At 73.6% G+C, this 25,189-nt stretch carries 23 protein-coding genes; 12 read left to right on the top strand and 11 right to left on the bottom strand.

The window, feature by feature from the left end:
• The first annotated feature begins 11 nt into the window (after nucleotides 1-11).
• From AB0469_RS15895 to AB0469_RS15915, 5 genes are read left to right on the top strand one after another with little or no spacing between them, the layout of a single operon-like run.
• Nucleotides 12-713 carry an energy-coupling factor ABC transporter permease gene (locus AB0469_RS15895; RefSeq protein ID WP_366451969.1) on the top strand — a complete coding sequence of 234 codons (702 nt, stop codon included), beginning with the start codon at nucleotides 12-14 and terminating at the stop codon, nucleotides 711-713.
• Nucleotides 710-1,057 carry an energy-coupling factor ABC transporter substrate-binding protein gene (locus AB0469_RS15900; RefSeq protein WP_366451971.1) on the top strand — a complete coding sequence of 116 codons (348 nt, stop codon included), beginning with the start codon at nucleotides 710-712 and terminating at the stop codon, nucleotides 1,055-1,057. Before AB0469_RS15895 ends, AB0469_RS15900 begins: the two co-directional genes overlap by 4 nt.
• Before the next feature lie 3 nt (nucleotides 1,058-1,060).
• Entirely contained in the window at nucleotides 1,061-1,810 is a 750-nt protein-coding gene (cbiQ, locus tag AB0469_RS15905; protein WP_366451972.1) for a cobalt ECF transporter T component CbiQ, read from the top strand.
• Complete coding sequence (locus AB0469_RS15910; protein ID WP_366451973.1) at nucleotides 1,807-2,628, top strand: ATP-binding cassette domain-containing protein; 822 nt, start codon at nucleotides 1,807-1,809, stop codon at nucleotides 2,626-2,628. Before cbiQ ends, AB0469_RS15910 begins: the two co-directional genes overlap by 4 nt.
• Nucleotides 2,629-2,666: 38 nt before the next feature.
• Complete coding sequence (locus AB0469_RS15915; protein ID WP_366451974.1) at nucleotides 2,667-3,242, top strand: PadR family transcriptional regulator; 576 nt, start codon at nucleotides 2,667-2,669, stop codon at nucleotides 3,240-3,242.
• A 56-nt stretch (nucleotides 3,243-3,298) separates the two neighbouring features.
• Here the strand turns inward: AB0469_RS15915 and AB0469_RS15920 are convergent, their stop codons facing one another.
• The 8 genes from AB0469_RS15920 to AB0469_RS15955 all read right to left on the bottom strand — a co-directional run bounded on the left by AB0469_RS15920 (nucleotide 3,299) and on the right by AB0469_RS15955 (nucleotide 12,669).
• Nucleotides 3,299-3,511: an EF-hand domain-containing protein gene (locus AB0469_RS15920; protein WP_042809485.1), complete on the bottom strand. Its 213-nt coding sequence runs from the start codon at nucleotides 3,509-3,511 to the stop codon at nucleotides 3,299-3,301.
• 126 nt (nucleotides 3,512-3,637) lie between these two features.
• On the bottom strand, nucleotides 3,638-4,825 hold the full coding sequence (locus AB0469_RS15925) for a hypothetical protein (protein ID WP_366451975.1): 1,188 nt from the start codon (nucleotides 4,823-4,825) through the stop codon (nucleotides 3,638-3,640).
• Entirely contained in the window at nucleotides 4,822-5,616 is a 795-nt protein-coding gene (locus AB0469_RS15930) for a polysaccharide deacetylase family protein (RefSeq protein WP_366451976.1), read from the bottom strand. Before AB0469_RS15930 ends, AB0469_RS15925 begins: the two co-directional genes overlap by 4 nt.
• 380 nt (nucleotides 5,617-5,996) lie before the next feature.
• Complete coding sequence (locus tag AB0469_RS15935; protein WP_366451977.1) at nucleotides 5,997-6,500, bottom strand: ATP-binding protein; 504 nt, start codon at nucleotides 6,498-6,500, stop codon at nucleotides 5,997-5,999.
• A gap of 259 nt (nucleotides 6,501-6,759) precedes the next feature.
• Nucleotides 6,760-7,527 carry an enoyl-CoA hydratase-related protein gene (locus AB0469_RS15940; protein WP_366451978.1) on the bottom strand — a complete coding sequence of 256 codons (768 nt, stop codon included), beginning with the start codon at nucleotides 7,525-7,527 and terminating at the stop codon, nucleotides 6,760-6,762.
• Between the two features lie 86 nt (nucleotides 7,528-7,613).
• Nucleotides 7,614-8,801 (bottom strand): Ig-like domain-containing protein, encoded by a 1,188-nt coding sequence (locus AB0469_RS15945; RefSeq protein ID WP_366452097.1) that lies wholly within the window; start codon nucleotides 8,799-8,801, stop codon nucleotides 7,614-7,616.
• A gap of 218 nt (nucleotides 8,802-9,019) precedes the next feature.
• Entirely contained in the window at nucleotides 9,020-11,296 is a 2,277-nt protein-coding gene (locus AB0469_RS15950) for a choice-of-anchor A family protein (protein ID WP_366451979.1), read from the bottom strand.
• A gap of 137 nt (nucleotides 11,297-11,433) precedes the next feature.
• Nucleotides 11,434-12,669 (bottom strand): Ig-like domain-containing protein, encoded by a 1,236-nt coding sequence (locus tag AB0469_RS15955; RefSeq protein ID WP_366452098.1) that lies wholly within the window; start codon nucleotides 12,667-12,669, stop codon nucleotides 11,434-11,436.
• Between the two features lie 174 nt (nucleotides 12,670-12,843).
• On the opposite strand from AB0469_RS15955, the gene glgX reads away from it, so the two are divergent.
• Together glgX and AB0469_RS15965 are read left to right on the top strand one after the other, a co-directional pair.
• Complete coding sequence (gene glgX, locus AB0469_RS15960; protein WP_366451980.1) at nucleotides 12,844-15,129, top strand: glycogen debranching protein GlgX; 2,286 nt, start codon at nucleotides 12,844-12,846, stop codon at nucleotides 15,127-15,129.
• A 145-nt stretch (nucleotides 15,130-15,274) separates the two neighbouring features.
• On the top strand, nucleotides 15,275-15,997 hold the full coding sequence (locus AB0469_RS15965; RefSeq protein ID WP_366451981.1) for a CDP-alcohol phosphatidyltransferase family protein: 723 nt from the start codon (nucleotides 15,275-15,277) through the stop codon (nucleotides 15,995-15,997).
• Here the strand turns inward: AB0469_RS15965 and AB0469_RS15970 are convergent.
• Nucleotides 15,978-16,484, bottom strand: coding sequence for an adenylyltransferase/cytidyltransferase family protein (locus tag AB0469_RS15970; RefSeq protein WP_042809112.1), 507 nt, complete (start codon nucleotides 16,482-16,484; stop codon nucleotides 15,978-15,980). The genes AB0469_RS15965 and AB0469_RS15970 overlap by 20 nt on opposite strands.
• A 177-nt stretch (nucleotides 16,485-16,661) precedes the next feature.
• On the opposite strand from AB0469_RS15970, the gene AB0469_RS15975 reads away from it, so the two are divergent.
• The 3 genes from AB0469_RS15975 to AB0469_RS15985 are packed head-to-tail and all read left to right on the top strand — an operon-like array spanning nucleotide 16,662 to nucleotide 20,805.
• On the top strand, nucleotides 16,662-17,867 hold the full coding sequence (locus AB0469_RS15975) for a glycosyltransferase family 4 protein (RefSeq protein WP_366452099.1): 1,206 nt from the start codon (nucleotides 16,662-16,664) through the stop codon (nucleotides 17,865-17,867).
• Nucleotides 17,864-19,579, top strand: coding sequence for a lipopolysaccharide biosynthesis protein (locus AB0469_RS15980; protein ID WP_366451982.1), 1,716 nt, complete (start codon nucleotides 17,864-17,866; stop codon nucleotides 19,577-19,579). The genes AB0469_RS15975 and AB0469_RS15980 overlap by 4 nt, the downstream gene beginning before the upstream one ends.
• Nucleotides 19,576-20,805: a hypothetical protein gene (locus tag AB0469_RS15985; RefSeq protein WP_366451983.1), complete on the top strand. Its 1,230-nt coding sequence runs from the start codon at nucleotides 19,576-19,578 to the stop codon at nucleotides 20,803-20,805. The genes AB0469_RS15980 and AB0469_RS15985 overlap by 4 nt, the downstream gene beginning before the upstream one ends.
• A gap of 18 nt (nucleotides 20,806-20,823) precedes the next feature.
• Here the strand turns inward: AB0469_RS15985 and AB0469_RS15990 are convergent, their stop codons facing one another.
• Together AB0469_RS15990 and AB0469_RS15995 are read right to left on the bottom strand one after the other, a co-directional pair.
• A complete protein-coding gene (locus AB0469_RS15990) occupies nucleotides 20,824-21,798 on the bottom strand; it encodes a hypothetical protein (protein ID WP_366451984.1) in 975 nt (324 codons plus the stop codon).
• Between the two features lie 85 nt (nucleotides 21,799-21,883).
• Entirely contained in the window at nucleotides 21,884-23,398 is a 1,515-nt protein-coding gene (locus tag AB0469_RS15995; protein ID WP_366451985.1) for a hypothetical protein, read from the bottom strand.
• A gap of 90 nt (nucleotides 23,399-23,488) precedes the next feature.
• Here AB0469_RS15995 and AB0469_RS16000 point away from each other — a divergent pair, with 90 nt between their 5' ends.
• Nucleotides 23,489-24,028, top strand: coding sequence for a WcaF family extracellular polysaccharide biosynthesis acetyltransferase (locus AB0469_RS16000; RefSeq protein WP_366451987.1), 540 nt, complete (start codon nucleotides 23,489-23,491; stop codon nucleotides 24,026-24,028).
• Nucleotides 24,025-25,146 carry a glycosyltransferase gene (locus AB0469_RS16005; protein WP_366451988.1) on the top strand — a complete coding sequence of 374 codons (1,122 nt, stop codon included), beginning with the start codon at nucleotides 24,025-24,027 and terminating at the stop codon, nucleotides 25,144-25,146. Before AB0469_RS16000 ends, AB0469_RS16005 begins: the two co-directional genes overlap by 4 nt.
• Nucleotides 25,147-25,189 lie beyond the last annotated feature (43 nt).

Here is a 25,189-nt window from a genome sequence, read left to right on the forward strand (position 1 = left end):
TCTCCCAACTCATGCACATAGCCGAGGGGTTCCTGCCCCCGCTGCACGCGGCCGCCTGGGGCGCCGCGTCCGCCCCGTTCGTCGTCCACGGGGTCCGCGCCCTGACCCGCGAGGTGAAGTCCCACCCGGAGAGCACGCTGCTCCTCGGCGCGTCGGGAGCCTTCACGTTCGTCCTGTCCGCCCTGAAGATCCCCTCGGTCACGGGCAGTTGCTCGCACCCCACCGGGACCGGGCTCGGGGCCATCCTGTTCCGGCCGCCCGTCATGGCGGTGCTCGGCACGATCACCCTGCTGTTCCAGGCGCTGCTGCTGGCGCACGGCGGCCTCACCACCCTCGGCGCCAACGTCTTCTCGATGGCGATCGCCGGGCCCTGGGCCGGGTACGCGGCCTACAGGCTGCTGCGGAAGTCCGGTGCGCCGCTGATGGTCACGGTCTTCTTCGGGGCCTTCTTCGCCGACCTGGTCACCTACTGCGTGACCTCGGTCCAGCTGGCCCTGGCCTTCCCGGACCCGGCGAGCGGGTTCCTGGGCTCCCTGGAGAAGTTCGCGGGCATCTTCGCCCTCACCCAGATCCCGCTCGCGGTCAGCGAGGGGCTGCTGACGGTGCTCGTGATGCGGCTGCTGATGCAGTCGAGCAGGTCGGACCTGGTCCGGCTCGGGGTCGCGAAGCTGACCGGCGGCGAGCGGACCGGGCAGGAGGCGACCGCCCGATGAACAGGAACGCCAAGATCAACAGCCTGTTGCTGCTCCTGGTGGCGGCGCTGGCCGTGCTGCCGCTCGCACTGGGGCTCGGCGAGGGCAAGGAGGAGCCCTTCACGGGCGCCGACGCCCAGGCGGAGTCGGCCATCACCGAGCTGAAGCCGGACTACGAGCCCTGGTTCTCCCCGCTGTACGAACCCCCCTCGGGCGAGATCGAGTCCGCGCTGTTCGCCCTCCAGGCGGCCCTGGGCGCGGGCGTGCTCGCGTACTACTTCGGGGTCCGCAGGGGCCGCCGCCAGGGCGCGGCGCAGGCCCTCGCGCAGGCGCAGGCCCCCGCCGAGCCCACGCGGGAGCCGTAGCCGGTGCTGCCCATCGACGTCGCGGCGCACAGCAGCCGCTGGCGCGGCCGCCATCCACTGGAGAAGGCCCTCCTGGGGTTCGGGCTGACCGTCACCGCGGTGTGCCTGCCCCCGTGGCCCGGCGGGCCGCTGGTGGCCGCCGCGACCCTGGCCGTGCTGCTGGGGCCCGCCGGGGTGGCCGGACGGCAGCTGTGGCGGGCCTTCCGGGTCCCGCTGGGGTTCTGCGTCACCGGGGCGCTGCCGCTGCTGGTGTCGGTGGGCGGCCCGGACGGGTTCCTCGCGCCCGCCCCGGACGGGCCCCGGCACGCGCTGGACCTGCTGCTGCGCACCTCGGCCGCCTCCCTCGGGGTGCTGCTGTTCGCCTTCACCACACCGGTCTCGGACGTGCTGCCCCGGCTGGTGCGGGCCGGGGTGCCCGCGCCCGTGGTCGACGTGGCCCTCGTCATGTACCGGATCGGCTTCCTGCTGCTGGACTCCCTGGCGCAGGTCCGCCGGGCCCAGGCGGCCCGGCTCGGACAGGCCGGGCGGGCGGCCGCCTGGCGCTCGGTGGCCGGGCTCGCGGCGACCTCGTTCGTCCGGGCCTTCGACCGCGCCGCCCGGCTCCAGAAGGGGCTGGGGGGGCGCGGCTACGACGGCGCGCTGCGGGTGCTGGTCCCGCCGGCGGCGCTGTCCCGGCGGTTCCTGGCGGCCGCCGCCGCCCTGCTGGCCGTCCTGGTCGCGGGGACCCTCGTACTGAAGGAGCTGGGGCTGTGACCCCGTTGGTGGAGCTGGTCGGCGCCGGGTACGCGTACGAGGACGGGCCGGCCGTGCTGTCGGGCGTGGACTTCGCCATCGCCGAGGGGCGGGCGCTGGTGCTGCTGGGCCGCAACGGCAGCGGCAAGACCACGCTGATGCGGCTGCTGAGCGGCGGCCTGCGGCCGGGATCGGGCACGCTGCGGCTGGAGGGCGAGGAGGTGGCGTACGGCCGGCGGGGGCTGATCCGGCTGCGCACCACCGTCCAGCTGGTGGTGCAGGATCCCGACGACCAGCTCTTCGCGGCCTCCGTGGAGCAGGACGTGTCCTTCGGCCCGATGAACCTGGGCCTGCCCGAGGCGGAGGTCCGGGCGCGGGTGGACTCCGCGCTGGCCGCGCTGGACATCACCGCGCTGCGGGACCGTCCCACGCACCTGCTGTCGTACGGGCAGCGCAAGCGGGCGGCGATCGCGGGCGCGGTGGCGATGGCCCCACGGGTGCTGATCCTGGACGAGCCGACCGCGGGCCTCGACCCGGACGGGCAGGAGCGCCTGCTGGACGTCCTGGCGGGGCTGCGGGCTGCGGGGACCACGGTGGTGATGGCCACCCACGACGTGGACCTGGCCGTGCGGTGGGCCGACGACGCGGCGGTGCTCACGCCTTCGGGGATCCGGGTGGGAGCGGCCGGCGTCCTGCTGTCCGACCCCGAGCTGCTGGCGTCGGCGGGGCTGCGTCAGGCGTGGTCCCCCGCGGTGACGGCGTTCCTGCGCGCGCACGGCTTCCTGGACGCGGGTGCGCCGGGGCCGCGCGTGCCGGAGAGCCTGGCCGCGCTGGGCTGAGCGGGGTCGGGACGATCGCCCACACCTACCATGGCGGCATGTCGCTGCCCCATGCCATCCTCACCGCGCTGTTGGAGAAGCCCTCGTCGGGGCTGGAGCTGACGCGGCGGTTCGACAAGTCGATCGGCTACTTCTGGTCCGCGACGCACCAGCAGATCTACCGGGAGCTCGGGCGGCTGGAGGAGGCGGGGCTGATCCGGGCGCTGCCCAGCGAGGTGCCGGTGCGCGGGCAGAAGAAGGAGTACGAGGTGCTGCCGGACGGCAGTGCCGAGCTGGCCCGGTGGGTGGACGAGCGGCAGGATCCCAAGCCGATGCGGGACGCGCTGCTGCTGCGGATCCGGGCGGCGGCCGTGGTCGGGCCGCAGGGGCTGGCCGCGGAGCTGCGGCGGCACCTGGAGCTGCACCGGGCGCAGCTGGCGGAGTACGAGGCCATCGAGGCGAAGGACTTCCCGCCGGGGCGCGACGCGGACCCGGACCGGCTGCGCCGGCTGGTGCTGCACGGCGGGATCGCCCTGGAGGGCTTCTGGCTCGGCTGGCTGGAGGAGGCCCTCGGCGAGGTCGAGGACATGACCCGTCCCGGCGCGGGAGGGGACGGACCGCCGGCCGGCGCCTGACGCGCCCCCGCCCCGGCGGGCGGGGCGGAGGCGGGCGCGGGGCCGTCGGCGGGCCCTTACTTGTTCAGGTCGGCCCAGAACTCGTCGAAGCTCAGCAGCTTGTCGCCGTTGATGTCCTTGGCCGCGATGATCGCGTCGGCGATCGCGGGGGTGACGAAGTGGTCCCCCATCGCCTTCATGGCCGCGCTGTACTCGTCGGCCGTGATGACGCCGTCGCCGTTCGCGTCGAACCGGTCGAACGTCTCGCGTGCCTTGTCGATGTCCGCCACTGGGGCCACCCCTTCCTGGTGCTTGTTGACCGGCTCAGGGTAGCCGCACCGGGGGCGGGTCCCGCCCACGGGTCCCGGGAGCCGTCCGGCCCCGGGACACCGTCGCGTTCCCGCGCGGCGGGCCGGCTAGCGGAAGATCCCGGTGTGGCCGAGGGAGTAGCGGCCGGGCTGCGGGTACACCGCCAGGCCGTGGGGTCCGCTGCCGACGGGGATCCTCGCCAGCTCCTTGCCGGTGGTGGTGTCGATCGCGTAGACCTCGGAGTTGTAGCGGCCGGACAGCCACAGCACCTTGCCGTCCGCCGAGACCCCGCCCATGTCGGGGCTGCCCCCGTCGGGCAGCTCCCACTTCTTGGTGAGCTGCTTCTTCGTGAAGTCGAAGACCGAGATGCTGCCCTCGCCGCGGTTGGAGACGTACATCTCGCGGGAGTCGCGGCTGACGTAGAGGCCGTGGCAGCCCTTGCCCGTGGGCAGCAGCTTGGGGGTGTCGAACTTGTCGCCGCTGAGCACCCACATCCCGTGCGCCATCATGTCGGCGACGTAGAAGGTCTTCCCGTCCGGCGAGACCTTGACGTCCTGCGGCATCGCGCCCTCGAAGGGGAGCTTCTGCTGGGCGATCACCTCCATCTTCTCCGTGTCGACCTTGAGCAGCTCGCCGGAGAACTCGCAGCTGACGATGAAGTAGCGGCCGTCGAGCGAGAAGTCGGCGTGGTTGACGCCGAAGCAGGTCACCGGGACGGTCTTGACCCGGTTCATGGTGTGGGGGTCGCGGAAGACCAGCTCGCGGTCCATGGAGGCCATCACGACGGCGTACTTGCCGTTGGGCGTGAAGTAGAGGTTGTACGGGTCGTGGACCTCGACGGGCTCCCCCGCCTCACCGGTGGCGGGGTTGATGGGGGTGAGGGTGTGGCCCCGGTTGTTGTTGACCCACAGGGTCTTCATGTCCCACGAGGGCACCACGTGCTGGGGCTGGACGCCGACCGGGATGGTGTCCACGACCTTGTAGGTGGCCGGGTCGATGACGGACACCGTGTTGGAGTTGGTGTTCGGCACGTAGACGCGCGAGGGGAAGTCCTTGACCACCGGGGAGAGCTGGTTCGGCCGGTCCGCCGCGTAGACGTCGGCCGGATCGAGCACCGGGGGCATCCCCGGCAGCCCCGGCGGCACGGCCGGCAGGGCTTTGACGGGGTTGGCCGGCCCCTTGGAGCCGAGTGCCTCGGCGGGCGACTTGTCGCCCGATCCGCAGCCGGCCAGGGCGGCGAGGACCAGTCCGGCCAGCAGCACGGTGGCCTTCCGGGGAAGGCGGGTGGTCGTCATGGGGTCAGCAGCTCCGTGGTGGTCACCGCGCGCAGCTCGCGGCGCGCGAGTTCTTCGAGGAGGGGCGGCATCGCGTCGACCGTGTCCGCGTAGCCGAAGTGCAGGCTCACCACCGATCCGCCGTGGATCGTCCCGGTGACGTTGCGGAGGACGGCCGCGGCGCCGGGCGAGGTGAAGTCGAGGGAGTCCACGTCGTACGAGAGGACGTGCGGGTAGCCGGCCCGCTGGGCCAGCTTCTGGACGAGCGGGCTGGCGTACTGGGTCTGGGAGGGGCGGAACCAGGTTCCGATGGAGCCGGTGAGGCGCTTGAGGCGCTCGGCGCAGCCGGTGATCTCGGCAAGGGCCTCCGCTTCGGGCAGGGAGTTGATCGCGAGGTGGCGCTGGGTGTGGTTGCCGAGCTCGTGGCCGCCGTCCAGGATCCGGCGGGCCATCTCGGGGTGGTCGTCGAGCCAGGTGCCGATGGCCAGGACGGTGATCCGCGCGCCGGCCTTCTCCGCCTCGGCGAGCACGGCGCGGGCGGTGGCGGGGTCCCCGTTGCCGTGGAAGGTCAGCGCGACCTTGGGCCGGTCGAGCGGGCCGTGCGCGATCTCGACGGGCTGCCCGGGGAACCGGCGGGGGGCGGCGGGCTCGGCGGCACCGGGCCGGACCGCGTCGGGGCGGCCGGGGGCGGCCTGGGCGGTCCGGGGCGCCGACGGGGCGCCGCCGCCCGTGCCGCAGGCCGCGGTGAGGGCGCCGGCGGCGACCGCCGCCGTGGCGCGGAGGGCGGTACGGCGGTCTGGATAACAGAGCACCTGCCCATTTAAGTGGCGAACGCCCACAAAGATAATGATTGACCCAATTTGGGGCCTCCGGTAGTGGCGTCGCGGGAGACCACCACCCGGTATTCGATCAACGAATTACGCAGAGGAGTGGATAGTCATTCATGGATTGCGAGGTGAGTGGCTCACCTCACCTAAGATTTAGATGAAAAGTCTTAGGATATGCACACTTATGTCCGAGTAGGGACTTTTGGCGTTCGGGCCCTCGTCTGCCATAGTCGGAACCACGGCTTCCCATTGACCCGAGCGAAGCCCACCCGCCGAGGGCCACACACCCCACCGGTCCTCGGCGCCCACGAAACCCCCGTAGCGCCCCACCTCGGCGACAGGGGGTTTCCGGCGTTTCAGGGGGGTCAGCGGTCCGCGACCCGCATCTCGAACCAGGTGATCTTGCCACGCGGCAGCAGGTCGGCACCCCAGCGGTCGGACAGCTTGTCGACGAGGAAGAGCCCCCGGCCGGTGGTGTCCAGCTCGTGGACCGGCATCAGGCAGGGCAGCCCCCGCGAGGGGTCGCGCACCTCCACGCGGATCCAGCCGCGGCGGCGCAGCATCCGCAAGCCGAAGGAGCGGGCCCCGGTGTGGCGCACGGCGTTGCCGACGAGCTCCGAGACGAGCAGGACGGCGTGTTCGGCGATCTGCGGCGACAGGCCCCAGAAGCGGATCACCACGCTCTGGGTGAGCCGGCGGGCCGTCCCCGCGGACTGCGGCATGGACGGCAGGGTCACCTCCGCCTCCGCCGGGTTCCCGTGCAGCTCCAGCGCCTTGAGTCCCTGCTCGTCCTCGACCGCCGCCGTGAGCCGTACGGCCATAGCGTTGCCGCGCTGCCGCGGCTGTTCCACACCCTCCAGGCCCGCCATGCCCCCATCATGGACGGCCGCCGCGCCCGCCCGGGCCGTTCCACGGAATACGCCCCCCGGAATTAGGGATTCCGAGAGGGCGCACTGGCATATGCAAGGGGCAACCGGCTTACTGCCGGGCCATGTTGACCTGCGGTGACGGTCCGCCGGGAGGTGATCACCCTGTGTTGATCAACCGTTTCGCCTTAAGGTTGCCTTAAGGCCTGGATAAACCACCCGCAGGGGTTCCCCCGGGCGGGCCGCACCGCGACGGCCGGGCTCAGACGAACTTGGCCTTCCCGGGGCCCTCCTCGACGAAGCTGCGCATGCCGCGCTCGCGGTCCTCGGTGGCGAACAGGCCCGCGAACCAGTTGCGCTCGATCGCCAGACCCGTGTCGATGTCGGCCTCCAGGCCCGCGTCCACGCACTCCTTGGCCGCACGCAGGGCGATCGCCGGCCCCTGGGCGAGCTTCGCGGCCCAGGCGTGCGCCTGCCCGTACACCTCGGCGGCGGGCACGACCCGGTCCACCAGACCGAGGGCGAGGGCCTCGTCGGCCTTGACCATCCGGCCCGTGAAGATGAGGTCCTTGGCCTTGGAGGGGCCGATCAGCCGGGACAGCCGCTGGGTGCCGCCCGCGCCCGGGATCAGGCCGAGCAGGATCTCGGGCTGGCCCAGCTTCGCGTTGTCGGCGGCGATCCGGTAGTCGGCGCACAGTGCGAGCTCGCAGCCGCCGCCGAGCGCGTAGCCGGTGACGGCGGCGACGACGGGCTTGGGGATCCGGGCGACGGCCGTGAAGGCGTCCTGGAGGCCGCGGGACCGGGCGACCATGGCCGCGTGGTCCATGGTCTGCATCTCCTTGATGTCCGCGCCGGCCGCGAACACCTTCTCCCCGCCGTAGATGACGACGGCGCGCACGTCGGCGCGGTCGGTCGCCTCCACGGCGAGCTCGCGCAGCCGGTCCTGGGTGGCGATGTCCAGGGCGTTCATGGGCGGGCGGTCCAGGAGGATGGTGCCGACGCCTTCGGAGACTTCGAGAGAGAGGGTCATACGGGGAAGGTTAGCGGTGGTTAACGAGAAGTGGCCCGGTGCTGTGGGTCACAGCACCGGGCCACCGGATCAGCTCGCCGATCCGCCTACTTCTTCCACTCCGCCCAGTCCATGTTCCAGCCGTTGAGGCCGTTGTCCGGGGCGATCTGCTTGTCCTTGGAGTTCTTCACGACCACCACGTCGCCGATCAGCGACTCGTTGAAGAACCAGGCGGCGGGGGTGTTCGGGTCCCCGGCGCCGCGCTCGTCCTCCAGGCCGACGCAGCCGTGGCTGACGTTCTCCTTGCCGAAGGTGCTGGAGGGGGCCCAGTAGTTGCCGTGGACGAAGGTGCCGGAGTTCGACAGGCGCATCGCGTGCGGGACGTCCGAGATGTCGTACTCGCCGCCGAAGCCGACGGTGGCGCCGTTCATCCGGGTCACCTTGTACTTCTCGCTGATGACCATCTGCCCGTTGTAGGTGGTCGTCGCGGGGGAGCCGGCCGTGATCGGAAGGGTCTTGATCACCTGGTTGTCGCGGACGACCTCCATCGTCTTCGCCGTCGCGTCGACCGTGGAGACCTGGGAGCGGCCGATGGTGAAGGTGACCGTACGGGTCTGCTTGCCGTAGACCCCCGGGCGGCCCTCGACCCCGTCGAGGGCGAGCTTCACGGTGACCTTGGTGCCGGCGGCCCAGTACTTCTCCGGGCGGAAGTCGAGGCGGTCGTTGCCGAACCAGTGGCCCTCGACCGGCACGGAGGGCTCGGCGGTGACCGTGATGGCCTTCTCGACGGCCTCGGTGTTGGTGATGCCGCGGGTGAAGTTGATCGACACCGGCATGCCCACGCCGACGGTCGAACCGTCCTCGGGGGTGTAGTGGCCGACGAAGGTGTTCTGCGGGGTGAGGGTGGTGAAGGTGGTGTCCTTGGCGGACTCCCGGCCGGCCTCGTCCTTGGCGACCGCGTGCACCTTGTACTCGGTGGCGGAGGCCAGGTTGCGGGCGGGCTCCCAGCCGGAGCCGTCGGGGGTCAGCTTGCCCTCGACCGCGTTGCCCTTGGTGTCGGCGACCGTGACCGTCGTCAGCTTGCCGCCGGTGCTGGAGACCTTCAGGACGCCGCTGGTGGCGACCTCCTTGGCCCCGTCGTCCGGCTTGACGTTGACGACGGCCTTCGAGGCCTCCGTGTTGGCCTTGGCGGCGTTGCCGCCGCCGGGCTTGCCGTTGTCGCCACCGCCACCGCCGCCGGCGCCACCGCCGCCGCCGCTGCACGCAGTGGTGAGCAGAAGGGCCGCGCCCAGCATCAGGGCCGGCAGGCCGGTGCGGACGCGGCCGCGTATCGGCTGCACGTTCACTCGTGTTCTCCCCATGTCCCCCGCACGCGGACAGTCGCGCGCTTCGTCGACAGGAAATCACACGGGGGGCTTACGAATAGGCACGGTCATGTCACCGTTCCGTCCCAACTGCCTGCGGGGACGGACGGCGGACACGGCCGGTGCGCGGGCACCGGCCGTCCCGTGCGTCAGCCGCGGGGGGCGGCCCAGTCGCCGCCGAGGCCCGGGAGGCCGAGGCCTTCGTGGTCGCCGTGGCCGGGCTTGTCGTGACCCGGCGCATGGGGGCCGTCGTGGTCGCCGTGCTCCTCGTGGCCCGGCTTGTGGTGGTCCGGCTTGTCGTGGCCCGGCTTGTGGTGGTCCGGCTTGCCGTGCTTGTCCCGCTTGTTGAGGACCGGGACGACGATCTCGCGGCCGGGGGTGGCCCCCTCCAGCCACAGCGGGCCGGTGACCCGGTCGGCGGGCAGGACGTAGCCGTCGGGGGCCGCGGTCTCCAGGACGTAGTACGAGCCCGGGGCGAGCCCGTCGAAGGCGCAGGCCCCGTTCCCGCCGGTGGTGCAGGGCTCGCCGATCCGCTCGTCGGGGTACCGGCCCGCGGTCTGGAGGCCCTCGGTGTTGTTGGTCTCCTTCCACAGCTGGAACACCGCTCCGGCCAGCGGCTTGCGCGTCTTGGCGTCCTTCTTCAGGACCTTGAGGGAGCCGGGGTGCTCCACGTCCTTGCGCTGGTTGCGGATGGTGACGACGACGCCCTGGGCGACGTCGTTCCCGTCGAGGTCGAAGGCCGTGACGGGGTCGGCGGGACGCTCGTAGCCGTCGGGGACGCCCACCTCGCGCCAGTAGTAGCGGTCGCCGACCGGCAGTTCGACCGTGCAGGTGCCCTGGGTGTCGGTGACGCAGACGCCGCCGACCCGGGTGTCCGGGTCCTGGCCCGTCGTCTGGAGGTCGGCGACGCCGTTGGTCTCGCGCCACAGCTCGAAGCGGCCGCCGGGCACGGGCTCGCCGTTCTCCAGGTCGACCTTGTGCAGGACCACGCGGGCCCGGTCGCCGGGAGGCTCCGTGCGGCGGTTCTCGGTGACGACCTCCACCCCCTCCTCGACGTTGTCCGGCGTCAGGACCACCAGGAAGACCGGGTCGGGCGACAGGTCGTACCCGGGGGGCGCGGCCGTCTCGCGCCAGTAGTAGGCGCCGAGCCCCTCCTCACGGGTGCAGGTGCCGTCGGCGGGGGTGGTGCAGTCGGTCACCCGGGTGTCGGGGTTCAGGCCCTCGGTCTGGAGGCCCGGGATGCCGTTGGTCTCGCGCCACAGCTCGAAGCGGGCGCCGGCCAGCGGCCGGCCCTCCTCGTCGGTCTTCAGCACGGACAGCCGTCCCGTGACGGGCGGGTTGGGGGCGCACTGGGGCAGGTCCCCGTCGAAGGGGTAGGCGTGGAACTCCGCTCCGAGGCCGGTGGTCTCCGTCGGGCTGGTGTGGGTGACGCTGCCGGCGGTGAAGAAGCGCCCGTTGACGCCGATGACGGAGACGGTCGCGAGGGAGGATTCCGGGCCGATCAGGACGCTGCCGCCGAGCTGGGCGGAGCCGGCGATGCCGACCGTGCGGACGTCGGGGAAGTTCCACAGCAGCCGCTCGCGCAGCCCGGCCGGCAGCATGACGTTGTTGACGCGCAGCGCCCGGGTCTCGCCGGTGACGTTGACCAGGACGGTGGCGCCGGTGGGGATGCCGGCGAAGCGGACGGTCTGCTGGGCGGTGCCGGGGCCGGCGAGGTCGAAGTCCACGTTGAAGACCTGGAGCATGGAGGCGCCGTCGCCGGTGAAGACGGTCTCCTGCGCGCTCCACACGGCCCGGCCGGTGGCGGGGCGCGGGGCGCCCTGGGGGTAGGCGTAGCAGGTGCTCGCGGCGCCGAGCTGCCCGCGCAGCGCGGTGTAGGGGGCCACCGCCGCGGGGTCCTTGGCGGGGGTGCCGGTGACCGTGCCGGTGAGGGTGCCCGCGTAGCGGACGACGCCGTTGTCCGCGAGGAGCCGCTGGCCGGCGGCGACGGTGACGTCGTCGCCGGTGGTCAGGAAGTCCGAGCCGTCGGCCGGGGGGACCCGGGAGCCGACGCCGGCGATGCCCACGTTGTAGACGTTGCCTCCGGCGGACTTGTTCATGTCGAAGTCGCCGAGGACCACGACCTTGCCCTCGGCCTCTGCGGCTCCCCGGCGGACCTGCATGTCGCCGCCGACGAAGAGGTTGATGCCGTTGTCCCGGCCGGTGAAGGTCCCGTTGTTGGGCTCGGGCCAGACGGGCGGGCAGCCCTGGTTCGGGCCGGTCCCGCCGGGGATGCACGGACCGAGGCCGCCGGGCAGCGGGGCCCGCAGGGCGCGGGCCGCCGGCGGGGAGCCGCCGGGGCCCGCCGCGAGGGCCGAGGGGGCCCCGGCGGTGGCCGCGAGTACGGCTCCCACGGCCAGCCCGAGGGTCCAGTTCCTTGCTGACATGACGCTCCGTCCAGGAAATCGGGCCATCGCCTGCGCTGATGGCCCTGCCAGGCTGCGGGCGGGGCCCGGTGTGGCGGACGGACGACACTCCCCGGCTACGGCATTCCGGTCCGACGATCACTCGATTGCGGCGCCGGTCAGCTGATGGCGGAGCCCGCGACCCAGTCGGCCCAGGACATGTTCCAGCCGCCCAGCCCGTTGTTCGGCGCCACGGTCTTGTCCTGGGAGTTCACGACCTCCACCACGTCCCCGATCAGGGTCCGGTCGAAGAACCAGCCGGCCGGCGTGTCCGAGCCGCCGCCCTTGTCGTCGCGCAGGCCCACGCAGCCGTGGCTGGTGTTGGTGGTGCCGAAGGTGTCGGGGCTGGCCCAGTAGTTGCCGTGCAGGAAGGTCCCGGAGGCGGTGAGCCGGATGGCGTGCGGGACGTCGGGGATGTCGTACTCGCCCTTGCCGTCGTCGCTGGTGAAGCCGACGGTGGCGCCGTTCATCCGGGTGACGTCGAACATCTCCGTCACCACCATCTTGCCGTTGTAGGTCGTGTTCTTCGGGGCCCCGGCGCTGATGGGGATGGTGGACAGCAGCTCGCCGCCGCGCCGGACCTCCATGGTGTGCGCCGCCGCGTCGACGGTGGAGACCTGGGAGCGGCCGATGGTGAACCGGATGCTCTTGTCCTGGATGCCGTACGCCCCCGGCGCGCCCTCGACGTCGCGCAGCTTCATCCGCACAGTGACCTGGGTGCCCGGCTTCCAGTACTCCCGGGGCCGGAAGTCCAGGCGCTCGGAGCCGAACCAGTGGCCGACGACGGGCACGGCCGGTTCGGCGGTGACGGTGATGGCCCGTTCGACGTCGGCGCGGTTCTTGACGCCCCGGCTGAAGTTGAAGGAGACGATCATGCCGGTGCCGACGGTGGAGCGGTTCTCGGGCTTGAAGTAGCCGATGAACCGCTCCTCGGGGACATAGGTGGTGAAGGTGGTGTGGCGGGCCTGGCGGCGGTCGTGCCCGTCGAGGGCGACCGCGTCGACGGTGTACTTGGCGGCGAGCGAGAGCCGCCCGGCCTCCGGGTCGGGGCTCCAGCTGAGCCCGTCCGCGGCGATGGACCCGGGGACCTGCTCCTGCTGGGCGTCCTCCACCTTGGTGACCACGACCCGTTCCAGCCGGCCCTCCGGGACGTTGACCCTCAGCGGGCCGTCGGCCGGGACCCCCTTGGCGTTGTCGGCGGGGGTGATGCGGATGGCCTCGTCGGGCGAGCGGGGTTTGCCGGGCAGCGCCACCTCGACCGGGGACCCGCCGTCCCCGGTGCAGCCGGTGAGCCCGCCCAGCAGCGCCGCCCACACCGCCACGGCGGCCCATCCCGCCCCTGCCCGCCTCGTCAGAAGTGTCACGTCCCGTCCAACGACCGGGGCCCTCCGGGGGAAACGTGAGGGCCGGACACGTTCCGGGTACGGCAGTCAGGGCAGAACAGTGGGAAGGACCAGACGGGGGCGGGCCCCGGCCGGGACGCCGGGCCGCACTCCCCCGCCGGTACCCAGGAGCCGTGGAGGCGGGCAGTGTCGAGCGCAGCCGAGCAAGAGGCGGTGGATGCCGCCGCCAGCGATACCACCGAGGCCGCCCCCCGGGGCGGCCCGGACATGGACGCCGTACGGGACCGCGTCCAGGCACGGGTGCTGCGGGCGGCCGCGCACCCGGGGCCGGCGGTGTGGCCGGGGTCCGCGCACCCGCTGGGGGCCCGGTTCCACGAGGGCCCCGGCGGGGTCGCGGGCACCAACTTCGCGCTGTGGGCGCAGGGCGCGGAGGCGGTGGAGCTGTGCCTGTTCGACGCCCTGGGCACGGAGACCCGCTGCACCCTGACCGAGCTGACGCACGAGATCTGGCACGGCTTCGTGCCGGGCGTGCGGCCCGGGCAGCGGTACGGGTTCCGGGTGCACGGGCGCTGGGACCCCTGGACGGGGGCCCGGTACAACCCGGCGAAGCTGCTGCTGGACCCGTACGCGCGGGCCGTCGACGGGGACTTCTCGCTGCCGCCGGAGGTGTACGGGCACGTCCGGGACTGGCCCCAGCAGTACATCGCGGACACCGTGCGCGACGACCGGGACTCGGCGCCGTTCGTCCCGAAGGGGGTCGTCGTCCACGATGACGACGACTGGGCGGACGACGTCCGGCCGAAGACGCCCTGGGCCGATTCGGTGATCTACGAGCTGCACGTGCGCGGGTTCACCATGCGCCATCCGGGTGTTCCGCCGGAGCTGCGCGGCACCTACGCGGGGCTGGCGCATCCGGCGGCGGTGGCGCACCTGGTGGGGCTGGGGGTGACGGCGGTGGAGCTGCTGCCGGTGCACCAGTTCGCGCACGAGGACCACCTGCTCCGGCGGGGGCTGCGCAACTACTGGGGCTACAACTCGGTCGGCTACTTCGCCCCGCACGCCGGCTACTCCGCCAGCGGGACCGCCGGGCAGCAGGTGGGCGAGTTCAAGCGGATGGTGCGCGCGCTGCACGCGGCGGGGATCGAGGTCATCCTCGACGTGGTCTACAACCACACGGCGGAGGCCGGGGAGCTGGGTCCGACCCTGTCGCTGCGGGGCGTCGACAACCGGGGCTACTACCGGCTCCAGTCCGACCAGCGCCGCTACGCCGACTACACGGGCTGCGGGAACACCCTGCACGCCGGGCGGCCGCACGTGCTGCGCCTGATCACCGACTCGCTGCGGTACTGGGTCACGGAGATGGGGGTGGACGGCTTCCGCTTCGACCTGGCGGCGGCGCTGGCCCGGTCCATGCACGACGTGGACATGCTGTCGCCGTTCCTCGCGGTGATCGCCCAGGACCCGGTGCTGCGCCGGGTGAAGCTGATCGCGGAGCCGTGGGACGTGGGCTCGGGCGGCTACCAGGTGGGGGCGTTCCCGCCGCTGTGGACGGAGTGGAACGACCGCTACCGCGATGCCGTGCGGGACTTCTGGCGGGGCGCACTGCCCGACGTACGGGACCTGGGGTACCGGCTGTCGGGGTCGAGCGACCTGTACGCCTGGGGCGGGCGGCGGCCCTACGCCTCGGTGAACTTCGTGACGGCGCACGACGGGTTCACCCTGCGCGACCTGGTGTCGTACGAACGCAAGCACAACGAGGCGAACGGCGAGGGCGACCGGGACGGGACCAACGACAACCGGTCGTGGAACTGCGGGGCCGAGGGCGAGACGGACGATCCGCGGATCGCCGCGCTGCGCCGGCGGCAGCTGCGCAACCTGCTGACCACGCTGCTGTTGTCGACGGGCGTGCCGATGCTGGTGGCGGGGGACGAGTTCGGGCGGACCCAGGGCGGTAACAACAACGCCTACTGCCAGGACAACGAGACGGGCTGGGTGGACTGGTCGCTGCTCTCCGATCCGGCGTGGAGCGGACTGTTCGCGCTGGCCCGGCGGCTGGTGGCGCTGCGCCGGGCCCATCCGGTGCTGCGGCGGCGGGCATTCTTCTCGGGGCGGGCGCAGGGCGCGGACGGGCTGCGGGACCTGGCCTGGTTCACCCCGGCGGGGGCGGAGATGACGGAGCGGGACTGGTACGCGCCGGCGTCCGCGGTGGGGCTGTACCTGTCGGGGCGGGACATCCCCGGGCGCGACGAGCGGGGGCGGCAGGTGGCGGACGACAGCTTCCTGGCGCTGCTGCACTCCGGGGACCGGCCGGTGGAGTGGGTGCTGCCGGGGCCGCCGTGGGCCGGGGAGTACGACCTCGTCCTGGACACCTCGCGGGAGGACCAGGAGGCCGCGCCGGGGACCCGGCACCGGGGCGGGCGGCCGCTGACGGTGCCGGCGCGGTCGGTGCTGCTGCTGCGCGTGGCGGGCTGAGGGGGCGGCCGGGCCGCGGAGGGGAGGTACAAGCGGCCGATTCCGGACGTCCGCGTACATCCGGAGCGGAATCCTTCGGTCACCCTGCGATGATGTGCCCTTCCCGTGAACACACGAACACACGGGCACACGAACAGGAGTACGCATGGGCAGAGCAGGGACGGCGCTGCGGGAGCTGCGCGGGGCGCAGAAGACGGCGAAGGGCGTGTCGCTCTACTCCCGGTTCGTGAACCGGCCCGCCGGCCGGTACCTGGCCGCCGGCTCGTACGCGCTGGGGCTGACGCCCAACCAGGTGACGCTGGTCAGTGCCGCATTCAGCTTCGCCGCCGTGGCGGCGGTCGCCCTGGCCGCGCCCTCGTGGGGGCTGGGGATCGCCGTGTGGGCCGCGCTCGCGGTCGGCTTCGCCTTCGACTCCGCCGACGGACAGCTGGCCCGGCTGCGCGGGGGCGGCAGCGCGGCGGGCGAATGGCTGGACCACGTCGTGGACGCCGCCAAGCTGACCGCGCTGCACTCCTGCGTGCTGATCGCCTTCTACCGCTTCCCCGACGCCTACGGCACGGGCCCGGACGGCTGGCTGCTGGTGCCGCTGGGCTTCCAGTTCGCCGCGGTGGTCACCTTCTTCGGCGGGCTGCTCACCGAGAAGCTCAAGCCCAAGGCCGCACCGGGGAGCCCCGCCGCCGCGCCGTCGACCCTGCGCGCGGTGGCGCTGCTCCCCGTGGACTACGGGGTGTTCTGCCTGGTGTTCCTGCTGCTCGGCGGCGGGACGCTGTTCCGCTGGGCGTACGCGGGCCTGGGCGCGGTCGCCGTGCTGTTCCTGCTGGCGTTCCTGGCGAAGTGGTTCCGGGAGCTCAGCGCCGTTCGGCGGTGAGGGGGCCGGCCGGCGGCTGGTGCAGGGGGACGGCCTGCGGCTGGGCGAGGGCGTCCAGGGCCCGGCGCAGCTGGGTGCTGGACGTGTGCACGGTGTAGGGGAAGTAGACGACGTCGACCCCGTGGGCGGCGAAGTCCCGTTCCAGCCTGTCCCCCTTGGGCGTGCCCCGCCAGTCGTCGCCCTTGAAGATGACGTCGAAGCGGACCTGCTTCCAGGTCTCGACCTTGTCCGGGACCGTCTCGACGAAGGCGGCGTCGACGTACTTGACGCTGCGGACGATCTCCAGCCGCTCGACCAGCGGGATCATCGGGCGGCGCCCCTTGGCCAGTTCGGCCATCTCGTCCGAGACCACGCCCGCCACCAGGTAGTCGCACTGGCTGCGGGCGTGCCGGAGGATGTTGAGGTGTCCTATGTGGAACAGGTCGTAGGCACCGGGGGCGTAGCCCACCCGGTACGGCCGGCGCGCGGACCGCGCGGCATCGGACATGTGATGCTCCGTCATCGATTACCCCCCCACAGGCCGCACCCCCCGGTGCGGCGGAATGACCAGACAATAGCGCGCACGTTCCACTGCCCGACGGTGAACGCATAGGGTGACGTGCGCATCATCCAGGGGAGAAGGGGACGTCCAGTGTCCACATCCGGCCACCGGCGGCGGCTGCTGCTGGTTTCCACCAACTACGCCCCGGAGCACGCGGGCATAGGCCCGTACGCCACCCAGATCGCGGAGCACTGGGCGAGCACCGGCCACGACACCCACGTCCTCGCGGGCATGCCGCACTACCCGGCCTGGTCCCTGGAACCCGAGTACAAAGGGGCGCTGCGGCGCACCGAACGGCGCGCCGGGGTCACCGTGCACCGGCGTGCGCACACCGTGCCGGCGCAGCAGACCGCCGTGAAGCGGGCCCTGTTCGAAGGATCGATTCTGCTGCACGGTGCCGCGGCCCCGCCCCGGATGCCGAGGCCGCACGCGGTGATGGCCCAGATGCCCAGCCTGGCCGGCGGGGTGCTCGCGGCGCGGCTCGCCGCCCGCTGGAAGGTCCCGTTCGTCCCGGTGGTCCAGGACCTGATGGGGGCCGCGGCCGCGCAGAGCGGGATCAGCGGCGGGGACAAGGCGGCCGCGCTGGCCGGGCGGGCGGAGGCGTACGCCCTCAAGCGGGCCGCGCTGGTCGGCGTCATCCACGAGACCTTCGTGGAACGGGTCGTCGGCATGGGCGTGGACCCCGCGCGGATCCGCCTGGTGCCGAACTGGTCGCACGTCCCCCGGCCCACCCGGCCGCGCGGGGAGACCCGCCACCACCTGGGCTGGGCGCCGGACCAGACCGTGGTGCTGCACTCCGGGAACATGGGCCTCAAGCAGGGGCTGGAGGTCCTCGTCGGCGCCGCCCGGCTCGACCCCCGCGTCCGCTTCGTCCTGATGGGCGACGGCAGCCAGCGCGCGGCCCTCGCGGCCCTGGCCGCCGACGTGCCCAACCTGGACATCATCCCCCCTGCCGCCGACGGGGAGTTCCCGGATATCCTCGCCGCGGCGGACGTGCTCGCGGTCACGCAGCACGCGGCCGTGCTGGACATGAGCGTTCCGTCCAAGCTCACCTCCTACTTCCAGGCCGGCCGGCCCGTCGTCGCCTCCGTCGCGGCGCAGGGCGGGACCGCCCAGGAGGTGGAGCGTTCGGGCGCCGGGGTGCTCGTACCGCCGGAGGACCCCGAGGCCCTGCTGGGGGCCGTCCGGTCCCTGGTGGAGGACCCCGAGGGCGCGGACGCGCTGGGCGCGGCCGGTCCCGTCCACGTGGCGGCCCACCTGAGCCGTGAAGCGGGCCTGGCCCGCATCGACGCACTGATCGACGAAGCACTTGGGGGTCCCCAGTCGTGACCGAGACGAACCGCCCGGCAGCGGCCCCGCCCGAGGACGAACCGGACCTCCTGAGGGACCAGTTCCGGCAGCTGCTGCGCTACCGCCGGCTGCTCGGCGCCGGCGTGGGCATCGGCCTGCTGGGCGGCGTCTACCTCGGCATCTCCACGGCGGACACCTACGTGTCGGTCGCGGACGTGGTGCTGCGGGCCCCCACCGACGACCCGTTCAACCCGAGCCTGGCGCCCGACAAGGCGATCAACATCGGCTCGGAGCGGCAGGTCGCCCTCTCCAGCTCCATAGCCGAGCAGGCGGCGAAGACCCTCGGCGTCCCGGACAAGGGCGTGCCCGCGCTGCGCGCCGGCCTCCAGGTGACCAACCCGCCGCAGACGATGGTGCTCCGCTTCACCTACACCGCCTCCTCCCCCAAGGAGGCCGCCAAGCGTGCGAACGGCATGGCCCAGGCCTACCTGCACAAGCGGCAGGAAGCCCTCGACGTCACCCGCAACACGATGGTCAAGGGCTACGCGGACCAGCGCGACCCCGTCGCCAAGCAGCTCGACGACCTGGCCAAGCAGATCAACGCCATGCCGGCGGGCGCGGCCCGCGACGCGGCGCTGGGCTCCAAGACCGACCTCCAGAGCAAGGTCAACACGCTCAACAACAACATCACCAAGCTCCAGGCCCTGGACATGACCCCGGGACGGGTCACCAGCCCGGCGGCCCCGCCCGCCGCCGCCGACGGCCCGGGCATCCCCATGTCGCTCGCGCTCGGCGCGGCCACGGGCCTGGCCCTCGGCCTGCTCGCCGCCTGGGTGCGGCTGGTCTTCGACCCGGCGCCGCGCTCCGAGGGCGACGTGGCCCGCGCCCTGCGCGCACCCGTCCTGGGCTACCTGCCGCGGGACAAGACGGGCGGCGGTCCGCTGCTCGCGGCCGGCGAGGCCGATCCGCGGCTGGCCGAGGAGTACCGCTCCGTGGCCTTCCGGCTGGCCTACGACGCGCGCTTCGCCGACCGGCGGCGGCTGCTGGTCGTCGCGCCGCGCGGCAGCAGCGAGACGGCCGCCGCGGTGGCCGTGAACCTGGCCGCCTCCTTCGCCGAGACCGGCAAGGACGTCCTGCTGATCGAGGCCGACCTGCGCACGCCGGTGCTGGCCAGCCAGCTGCCGACGGACGCGGGCGGGCGGCCGCGCTGGAGCCAGATGACCGGCGGCCCCGGTACGGGCGGGCCCGAGTCCGACTGGCCGGACGGACGGCAGCTGGTGGTGGACGCCGGGGAGTCGGGCGCCTTCGACCTGATCCCGGGCGACCGGGTGCGCAACGTGGCCCGCGCGCTGACCTCTCCGCGCGCGACCCGGCTGATCTCCGAGGCCGACTCCCCCAACTCCACCGTGGTCGTGCTCGCGCCGCCGGTGCTCTCGTACGCCGACGCGCTCGCGCTCGTCGACCGCGTCGACGGGGTCCTGGTGGTCTGCGACCCGCGCGCGGTGCACCGCAGCGACCTGGCCCGGATCCGCGAGCTGATCAGCGGGGCCGGCGGGACCGTGCTGGGCGCGGTGCTGCACTCCCCGCTGCCGGGCGAGAAGCGCGGCAAGGGCAAGGCGGCGTCCGCCGCCCCCGCCCCGGAGGCCGTGCAGCCCCCGCCGGCCCGCGAGGCGGACGCGGCCGGGGGACGGCTCCCCGGCGAGGGCGGCGACACCGTGGCCCTGCGCACGGTCCGTTCGGGCCGGAGGTGAGCCGGCGGGGCCTCGCCGCGGTCTCCTCGGTCCTCGACCAGGCCGCCTCCAGCGCCACGAACATCCTGGTGCTGGTGCTGGCCGCCCGGCTGTCCTCGGCGTCGGGCTTCGCCGACTTCTCGATGGTGTACGTGGCCTTCAGCGTGCTCCTCGGGCTGAACATGGCCTACGTCGGCCAGACCGTGGTGCTGGAGAAGGGCCCGGGGCTGGGGGCGGTGTGCCGCTCGTCGGTGCTGTTCACGGCCGGGGCGGCCGCCGTGGCGGGGCTGCTGCTGGCCGCGGCGGGCCCCCTGGTGCCGGCGGACGCCGGATGGGCGTTCGCCGCGCTGGGACTCGTCCTGGCGCCGGTCCTCGTCCAGGACGGGCTGCGGTACTGCTTCTCCGCCCTGCGGGTGCCCGAGCGGGCACTGGCCGCCGACGCGCTGCGGCTGGTGTGCGTGGTCGCGGCGCTGGCCGTGCAGCCGCAGGGGGCTTCCGCGGGACGGCTGGTGCTGGTGTGGGGGCTGTCCGCGCTGCCCGCGCTGGGGCTGGGGCTGTGGCTGCTGCGGCCGTACGTGCGCGGCGCCCGTGCCGACGTCCGGCCGTACCTGCGGCGCGGGCACCTCGGGCAGCGGTTCGTGGTCGAGTTCGCCGTGGGCAACGGCTCCAGCCAGCTCGCGGTGCTGGGCCTCGGGGCCTTCGCGACCCCGCTGGCCGTGGGCGCGCTGCGCGGGGCCACGACCCTGTTCGGTCCGCTGAACGTGCTGTTCAACTCGGCGAACGCCTTCGGGCCGCCGATCGTCGGGCGCGCCGCGGGCAAGCGGGGCGTGGTCCGGCTGACCGCCCTGGCGGGCGCCGCCCTCGCCGTGGTCGGCGCCGGGTGGGCGGCCGTGCTGTACGCGCTGCCGGACCGGCTGGGCCGGCAGCTGCTGGGCGACACCTGGGAGGCGGCCTCCGCGCTCCTGCCGGCGACGGGCGCCCAGTACGCCGTGATGGGCCTGGGGACCTGTGCGCTGCTGACCCTGCGCGTGCTGAACCCGAAGGCCACCCTGTCGTTGCAGGTGGTGTTCTCGCTGCTGTCGGTGGCCCTGCTGCTGGGCGGGTACGCCGCCTGGGGCGTGGCCGGGGCTGCCTGGGGCCTGGCCCTGGGCTCGGCCGCGAAGGCGGCGGCGGGCTGGCTGCGGGTGGCCCGGCTGGAGCCGCCCGCCCCGGTCCCGGCACCGGCCGCCGCGCAGGACGCGGCGTAGCCTCGCCGGCCCCGCGCGTCAGGCGCAGGCGGTGGCCGGGGTGTCGTGGGTGAGCGCGCAGATCATCCGCTCGCCGCGCCGGTGCCCGGGGTACGCCGCGCGCAGTGCGGCCTCGAAGCCCTTCCACTGGCGGGTGATCTCGGCGGTGGCTCCGGCCGTCGCGCGGCGGAAGTCGTCGTCGGTCCGCGAGCGGACGGACCCGGCCGTGTCCTTGTTCAGGGCCCGGTTGTGGGTGACGCGGCCGCGGCAGTCGAGACTCCTGGCGCCGGTGGAATCGGCGTCGGGGTAGCAGCCGGTGGTGAGGTCCGCGGGGATCAGTTCCCGCACCTGCCGGATCCAGTCGGCGTCCTTCATCGTGCTGTAGCGGCGGATGTCGAGGAACGGCGCCACGCCGGTGCGCCCCAGGCCGGGCGGGTTGTCGGTGCCGATCTCTCCCGGGGCGGCCCGGTCGGCCCAGTTCGAGTGCGCGTAGAAGTCCTCGATCTGGTGCCAGCCGCGGCCGAGCTGCTCCAGGACCGCGCACTTGGCCCGGTCGGAGCGCCCGGTCCAGGTGCAGGGGGTGGACAGGTCGCTCTGGTCGGCGCGCACCCGGCCGTCGGCGTCGACGAGGCCGTCGGCGGCCCGGACCCCGCTGCGGAAGCGGACGACGGCCGAGCGGATGCAGGCGAGGAGCTCGTCGGTGGCCTCGGCCCGGGAGCGGGGGTACCGGGGGTCGTAGCGGGGGGCGAGGTAGTCGGCGTTGTCGCAGTGCAGGGGGCCGATGTCGAAGTAGGGGTGGCGGTCGTCGGCGTTGACCGCCCCGTCGCGGGCGTCGGCCATCGCCGTCAGCGTGAGCGGTTGCCAGGGCAGCGCGGCCCGGGTGACCTCCTCGTGGTTGCCGCCGGTGAAGGCGGGCGCGGCACCGGCCGCCGCGGCGGCCAGGACGGCGGCCAGGACGCCCGCGGCGACCGCGGGGGCCGCCCGGCGCCGGGCGGCCAGCGGGCGGTGGTCCATGCGGGGCTCCCGGCGTACGGGGGCGTGGGCTGCTCCCGCACTGCTTCCATGCTGCGCGCCCGGCCCGGGCCCCGCATGCCCGGGATCACCGGCGCAGGGTGGTGTTCGGGTCCGTGCGGTACGTGGCCACCAGCGCGAGGCACATCGCGGCGATCGCGACCCGGCCCGAGGCCTGGAGGAGCGGCCCGCGCAGCAGGATGAAGGAGTACCCGGCCACCAGCGGGACCACCACCGAGATCAGGCTCCCGGGCGGCGAGCTGCGCGTGGCGCGCCTGGCGTAGCGGCGGTCGACGCGCGCGGCGGCGTACCCGATGGCCAGCAGGCCGGCGCCCATGCCCAGGGGGCCGAAGTCCAGCCACAGCTCCGCCCAGACCGGGGAGGAGAGGTTGGTGTTGACCGTGCCCATCCACTGGCCGACCATCACGCCCGTGTCGCGCGGCTTGCCCGGCCACACCGAGCGGGGCACCGCGAAGAGGACGGACCCGGCGAGCTGGCGGCCGTAGGAGTGGCCGGGGCCGGAGTCGGCGAAGGTGATGGTGTTCGCGAACATGCCGATCTGGTCGTAGTCCTTGAGCGCCATGGGCTCCAGGAACGAGGTCGTCTCGACGGGCTTGTAGTTCTTCTCGTCGTAGCGGAAGCGGTCCGCGAAGGGGAAGACGAGGAGGGCGACGACCACGGCCATGGACAGCGCGACGCGGTACATGGCGGCGCTCACCGGGAAGAGGGTGAACAGCATCGCGAACATGACGGTCAGGAACCAGTAGCGCGGGTTCGAGACCGGGTTGTTGACGACGAGGTTGAGGGCGAGGAGCCCCGCCCAGGTGACGATGACCGACACCTTGCGGCGGGCGTACGTCGAAGTGATCAGCCAGCGCGTGTACAGCAGCATGGCGAGCAGCGCGGGGACGGTGCCGAAGCCGCGCAGCAGGGCCTGGCCCGCCTGCCCGTCGCCGTTGGAGACGCCCGCGTCCTGGATGCCGGCGATGATCTCCTGGCGGCTGGAGAAGAAGACGGCGGGGCCGCCCAGCTTGAGGATGAACGCCGTGCTGCACACGAAGGCGATGACGGTGAGGAGTTGGAGCCGCCGCCGGTGCGCCATGACGGGGCGGGGCTCCTTCGGGGAGCCGCCCGCGCGGCCCGCGGGCCGGTGGCGGGCCAGCAGCACGCCGACGTCGAAGGCGGCGCAGCCGAGGAGCACCAGCCCGATGGCGAGGGTGAGGTCGGAGCGCGGCCCGACGACCGGCGTCGGCACCCTCCCCAACACGGCCTGGGCGAGCGGCGCCACGCCCATCGCCATGTAGACGAAGAGCCAGAAGGACCCCTGGAGGAGCTTGCGGCGGCTGGTCAGCACCATGGCGGAGAGCCGGGCGCCCGCGTACATGGTGAGCAGCAGCTGGAGCCAGAAGGCCGCGTCCTCCTGGCCGTCGCCGGACTGGGCGGCGACGAACACCGGCAGGAAGACGGTGAATCCGAGCGCGAGCGGCACGGACAGCGCCCGGGAGAGCAGCGTGCGCGGGGTGGTGACCCGCCCCCACTGCGCCTCGTCCCCGGGTGTCGGCGGCGCCTCCTTCACGCTGGGCGTGCGTATGTCCGTAGCCACCTTTGCCCCCACCCCATGTGCGTGATCCGCGCGCAGTCTAATCTGAGCGTTCCGCGCCAGGGGAGGCGCGTGGGACGACGGGGGCGACCGGTGCGCAATCTTCCTGCCTTCACGCTGGGCGGATACGACAAGGGGCGGGGGCTGCTGGCGCAGGCCCTGTGGTTCGCGGTGATGAACACCCTGTTCATGGCCTGGTTCTGCCCGGCACGGCTGCGCGTGGCGCTGCTGCGGGCGTTCGGGGCGGAGATCGGCGAGGGGGTGCTGATCCGCCACCGGGTGCGCGTGCTGTGGCCGTGGAAGCTGAAGGTCGGCGACCACACCTGGATCGGCGAGGGCGTCTGGCTGCTCAACCTGGAGCCGGTGGAGATCGGCGCGCACGTGTGCCTGTCGCAGGAGTCGATGCTGTGCACCGGCTCGCACGACCACCGCGCCGCCGACTTCCGCTACCGCAACGCCCCGATCACCGTCGAGGACGGCGCGTGGGTGGCCGTGCGGGCGACGGTGCTGGCGGGCGTGACGGTGGGCCGCTGCGCGGTGGCCGGCGCCGGCTCGGTGGTCCACCAGGACCTCCCCGCCCTGACCCTGCAGACCCAGGACGGCCGCCGCCGCCCGGTGGAGGAGCCCCAGTGAAGATCCTGCACGCCGTCACCCTCCACTCCCCCTCGCACGCCTTCGGCGGCCCGGTGCGGGTGGCCCTGAACCTGGCCCAGGGGCTGCGGGACCGGGGCCACGAGGCGCGGCTCGTGGCCCTCGGCGAGGGTTTCGACCCCTGGCCGACGTCGGTGGAGGGCGTCCCGGCGAAGCTGTTCCCGGCCCGCCGCCTGCTGCCGCTGGGCTTCAGCGGGATGACCTCGCCGGCCCTGCTGGCCTCGGCGTCGCGTCTGGTCCGGGACGCGGACGTGGTCCACGTCCACCTGGCCCGCGACCTGGTCACCCTGCCGGTCGCGCTGGCGGCCCTGCGGGCGGGCAGGCCGCTGGTCCTCCAGACGCACGGGATGGTGGACCCGAGCGGGAAGCTCCTCGCGAAGGTCCTGGACGCGGTGGCCGTACGCCGCCTGCTGCGCGGCGCGGACGCGGTGCTGTACCTGACCCCGCACGAGCGCGCGGGCCTGGACGCGGTGGTCGGCACCCCGCCCCTCTCCCAGGCGGTCCGCCTGGTGAACGGCACCCCGTCGCAGGAGGAGCGGCCGCCGCTGGGCGGCCCGCCCCGCATCCTGTACTCGGCCCGCCTCCAGGCCCGCAAGCGTCCGGTGGACTTCGTGGACGCGGCCCCGGCGGTCCTGGCCGTCCACCCGGACGCGCAGTTCGTGGTGGCGGGCCCGGACGAGGGCGAACTCGCCGCCGTGCGCGCCCGCATCGCCGCCCTGGGCCTCGCGGACCGCTTCACGGTCCCGGGCGCCCTCTCCACCGCGGAGGTCCTCACGGAGCTGCGCCGCGCCCACGTCTACGTCCTGCCCTCGGTGGACGAACCGTTCCCCATGTCGGTCCTGGAGGCCCTGGCGGTGGGAGTCCCCACGGTGGTCACCCACTCCAACGGCCTGGCCCGCGACATCGCGGCGTCCGGCGCCGGCCGGGCGGTGGACCCGGGCCCGCAGGGCGTGGCGGAGGCCGTCCTGGACCTCCTGTCCCCGGCCGCGAACACCGCGGCGTCGACCGCGGCCCGCGAGCTGGCGGCGAAGTCCTTCTCCATGGACTCGGTCCTGGACACCCTGCTCGGCGTGTACGAGGACGCCGCCCGGCGGGGCTGAGGGACGTGCGGACGCCGCCGGACCCGGGGCGGGTGCGGCGGCG

It is taken from the genome of Streptomyces sp. NPDC093801 (assembly GCF_040701585.1).
Classification (GTDB): Bacteria; Actinomycetota; Actinomycetes; order Streptomycetales; family Streptomycetaceae; genus Streptomyces.

Bases quoted from the DNA above. Each gene is read 5' to 3' on its own strand.
- AB0469_RS15940 (WP_366451978.1), bottom strand. From the start codon at position 7,527: ATGACCCTCTCTCTCGAAGTCTCCGAAGGCGTCGGCACCATCCTCCTG.
- AB0469_RS15950 (WP_366451979.1), bottom strand. From the start codon at position 11,296: ATGTCAGCAAGGAACTGGACCCTCGGGCTGGCCGTGGGAGCCGTACTC.
- AB0469_RS15895 (WP_366451969.1), top strand. From the start codon at position 12: ATGCACATAGCCGAGGGGTTCCTGCCCCCGCTGCACGCGGCCGCCTGG.
- AB0469_RS15925 (WP_366451975.1), bottom strand. From the start codon at position 4,825: ATGACGACCACCCGCCTTCCCCGGAAGGCCACCGTGCTGCTGGCCGGA.
- AB0469_RS15915 (WP_366451974.1), top strand. From the start codon at position 2,667: ATGTCGCTGCCCCATGCCATCCTCACCGCGCTGTTGGAGAAGCCCTCG.
- AB0469_RS15935 (WP_366451977.1), bottom strand. From the start codon at position 6,500: ATGGCGGGCCTGGAGGGTGTGGAACAGCCGCGGCAGCGCGGCAACGCT.
- AB0469_RS15970 (WP_042809112.1), bottom strand. From the start codon at position 16,484: ATGTCCGATGCCGCGCGGTCCGCGCGCCGGCCGTACCGGGTGGGCTAC.
- AB0469_RS15900 (WP_366451971.1), top strand. From the start codon at position 710: ATGAACAGGAACGCCAAGATCAACAGCCTGTTGCTGCTCCTGGTGGCG.
- AB0469_RS15945 (WP_366452097.1), bottom strand. From the start codon at position 8,801: ATGCTGGGCGCGGCCCTTCTGCTCACCACTGCGTGCAGCGGCGGCGGC.
- AB0469_RS15965 (WP_366451981.1), top strand. From the start codon at position 15,275: ATGGGCAGAGCAGGGACGGCGCTGCGGGAGCTGCGCGGGGCGCAGAAG.
- AB0469_RS15990 (WP_366451984.1), bottom strand. From the start codon at position 21,798: ATGGACCACCGCCCGCTGGCCGCCCGGCGCCGGGCGGCCCCCGCGGTC.